Origin of the sequence: Arsukibacterium sp. (genome assembly GCF_041616895.1) — a bacterium.
Lineage (GTDB): Bacteria > Pseudomonadota > Gammaproteobacteria > Enterobacterales > Alteromonadaceae > Alishewanella.
This window is the reverse complement of the sequence record NZ_JBFJPY010000195.1, coordinates 1-2,343: the sequence shown is the minus strand read 5'-3', so window position 1 is coordinate 2,343 and position 2,343 is coordinate 1. Positions and strand designations below refer to the sequence as shown.

The 2,343-nt window shown below is 48.8% G+C and carries 4 protein-coding genes; 3 read left to right on the top strand and 1 reads right to left on the bottom strand.

Features of this window, described 5'->3' with window-relative positions; translation table 11 throughout:
• Positions 1–451 (bottom strand): 23S rRNA (adenine(2030)-N(6))-methyltransferase RlmJ (rlmJ, locus tag ABY802_RS16670; RefSeq protein ID WP_372628243.1); only part of this gene is annotated, 451 nt, incomplete at its 3' end.
• Positions 452–591: 140 nt separating this feature from the next.
• Here rlmJ and ABY802_RS16665 point away from each other — a divergent pair.
• The 3 genes from ABY802_RS16665 (at position 592) to ABY802_RS16655 (ending at position 2,183) form a co-directional block, all read left to right on the top strand.
• Positions 592–1,497 (top strand): tRNA/rRNA methyltransferase, encoded by a 906-nt coding sequence (locus tag ABY802_RS16665; protein WP_372628242.1) that lies wholly within the window; start codon positions 592–594, stop codon positions 1,495–1,497.
• A 72-nt stretch (positions 1,498–1,569) separates the two neighbouring features.
• Positions 1,570–1,851 carry a type II toxin-antitoxin system RelE/ParE family toxin gene (locus ABY802_RS16660; RefSeq protein ID WP_372628241.1) on the top strand — a complete coding sequence of 94 codons (282 nt, stop codon included), beginning with the start codon at positions 1,570–1,572 and terminating at the stop codon, positions 1,849–1,851.
• A 17-nt stretch (positions 1,852–1,868) separates the two neighbouring features.
• Positions 1,869–2,183: a HigA family addiction module antitoxin gene (locus ABY802_RS16655; RefSeq protein WP_372628240.1), complete on the top strand. Its 315-nt coding sequence runs from the start codon at positions 1,869–1,871 to the stop codon at positions 2,181–2,183.
• Positions 2,184–2,343 lie beyond the last annotated feature (160 nt).

Below are 2,343 nucleotides of genomic sequence, written 5' to 3'. Positions count from 1 at the left end.
TGGCTTTAAAGCCGGCATAGGCATCAATATTTTCAATACGGGTATAACGACGTCTGGCAAACTGGCTTTGTAGAATAGGGAAATCAGTAGGGTGCAGCTCAGTTGCCTGAATCGTGTCTTGTGGCCGCAGCATTAAGGCCGCAATTTTGGGTGAGCCGGGGTAAAACGCCAGTTCGCCTTCAGGATTCAGGTTGCTAATCAGCCGTAAGTAACGGGCCAGTGGCGCCGATGTTGCCTGATACTGCCATAGCAAACCAATGCCTTGCTGGTATTCGGCGGTTTTTTGCGAGTGCTCACTGCTAAGGCTATATAAACCAGCACCGGCGTGGGTGTCGTGGTAACACAGCGGCTTATCTTTTTGCAGCAGATAATCCAGAATCGTTACCTGTACCAGATGTTTTAAGACATCGGCGTGATTGCCGGCATGATAACTGTGACGGTAACTTAACATACAGCGTTGACCCTGATTTGATTGCAGCAATAAAAAGTGCTGAAAATAGTGCCGCCAAGGATACTTCGGTAGCGGAAAAATACAAGTAATAGCACGATAGCGATGCTAAAATTGGCGCCATTTCGTGTGACACAGGATTTATGATGGCTGACAAACCAAAACGCGCTGGCCACAAAGCGCAGCGCCCAGCAAAACCAGGCAGTAACGATAGCCAGCAAAACGCCTTAACTAAGCCCTGGTTAAAAAAAACCAGCCAGAACAAAGCGGCGACTCATAGCAATAAAGCGCAAAGCAAACCCTTACGTAGCCCAGAGCTTGCGGCAGAGAGCAAAGTGTATGGCGACAACGCCTGTCGGGTGCTGTTTAGCCAGCGGCCAGAGGCGATTATCCGCCTGTACATTTCCCAGCAAATGGCCCCCAAATTTGCTGATGTGATGAAATATCTGGCCAGTGAAAAGAAGGCCTACCATATTGTAGACGATGCCGAGTTAGAGAAAGTCGCTGCCAGCCAGCACCACGGCGGCATCGTGTTACTGGTAAAGCGTAAGCCCTTTGTCAGCATTGCTAATTATTTGCGTGATAACAACTCCCGGCAGGATTGCTTACTGGCGCTGGATGGCGTGGGCAACCCGCACAATTTAGGCGCTATTGCCCGCACCTGTGCTCATTTTGGGGTTACCGGCATTATTATGCGTGAGCCGCAGTTATTGCAGTCGGGCGCAGCACTTCGCACCGCAGAGGGTGGCGGCGAGTTTATTGCGCCGCTTAGCTGTGATGATATGCCGCTGGCGCTAAAGTTATGTAAGGATGCAGGCTACAGCCTGGTGACAACCTCAAGTCATGGCGGTCAGTCGCTTTATAAAATAGCATTGCCGCAAAAGGTGGTAATTGTGTTTGGCGAAGAAATGTTTGGAGTATCTAAGGCCGTGGCTAATAGCGCTGATATAGCGTTGCAAATACCCGGTAGCGGCAAGGTCGAGTCTTTGAACGTCAGTGTTGCGGCCAGTTTAATCGTGGGTGAGTGGTACCGCCAGCATCTTGGTTAGAACCATGAATGCGCAGCAAAACTTATTTATATAACATTGACGCGCGTCACGTGACGAATTACAATTTACGCCATGATTAAAACGTTCGCAGACAAACGTACCTTTGAGCTTTATACAAGTGGTAAGGCTAAAAGATTTCCGCCAGATTTAGCAAGGCGGGCTGCCCGGAAGCTTGAGTATCTTAATCTTGTCCAGTGTTTTGATGATTTAAAGGTGCCACCTGGAAACAGACTGCATGCGCTATCTGGAGACAGGAGTGGACAGCATGCAATATCAGTCAATGACCAGTGGCGTATTTGTTTTCGTTTCATAGACGGTGATGCATATGATGTTGAAATATGTGATTACCACTGATTTAAGAGGTAGTGATTATGTCTATTGCCAATAGTATGGGTCTGCAGCGTAAACCTACACATCCAGGCGAGATGTTAAGGGAAGATTTTATACCAGACTATGGTTTGACCGCGACCAGGCTTGCTGAAGCTTTGGGCGTGTCACGCCAGTCGGTAAATGAATTACTGCGTGAACGCAGGGCAGTGAGTCCTGAAATGGCGTTACGTCTTAGCCGTTTGTTTGGCAACTCCGCCGAATTCTGGCTAAACGCACAGCGAGCGGTTGATTTATGGGTTGCTGCGCAAGTTGTTAAAGATCAGGTTGATCGAATTAAACCGCTTAATGCGGCGTGATCACTTTGGTATAACCTGCTATTCATAACGAAGGGCATCTATCGGGTTTAAGCGTGAGGCTTTAATAGCCGGCGCCAGACCAAATACCACGCCAATTAACGTGGTAAAGCCAATGGCCAGTAACACGGCCCACAATGGCACCAGTGCTTCGGGCATCGCC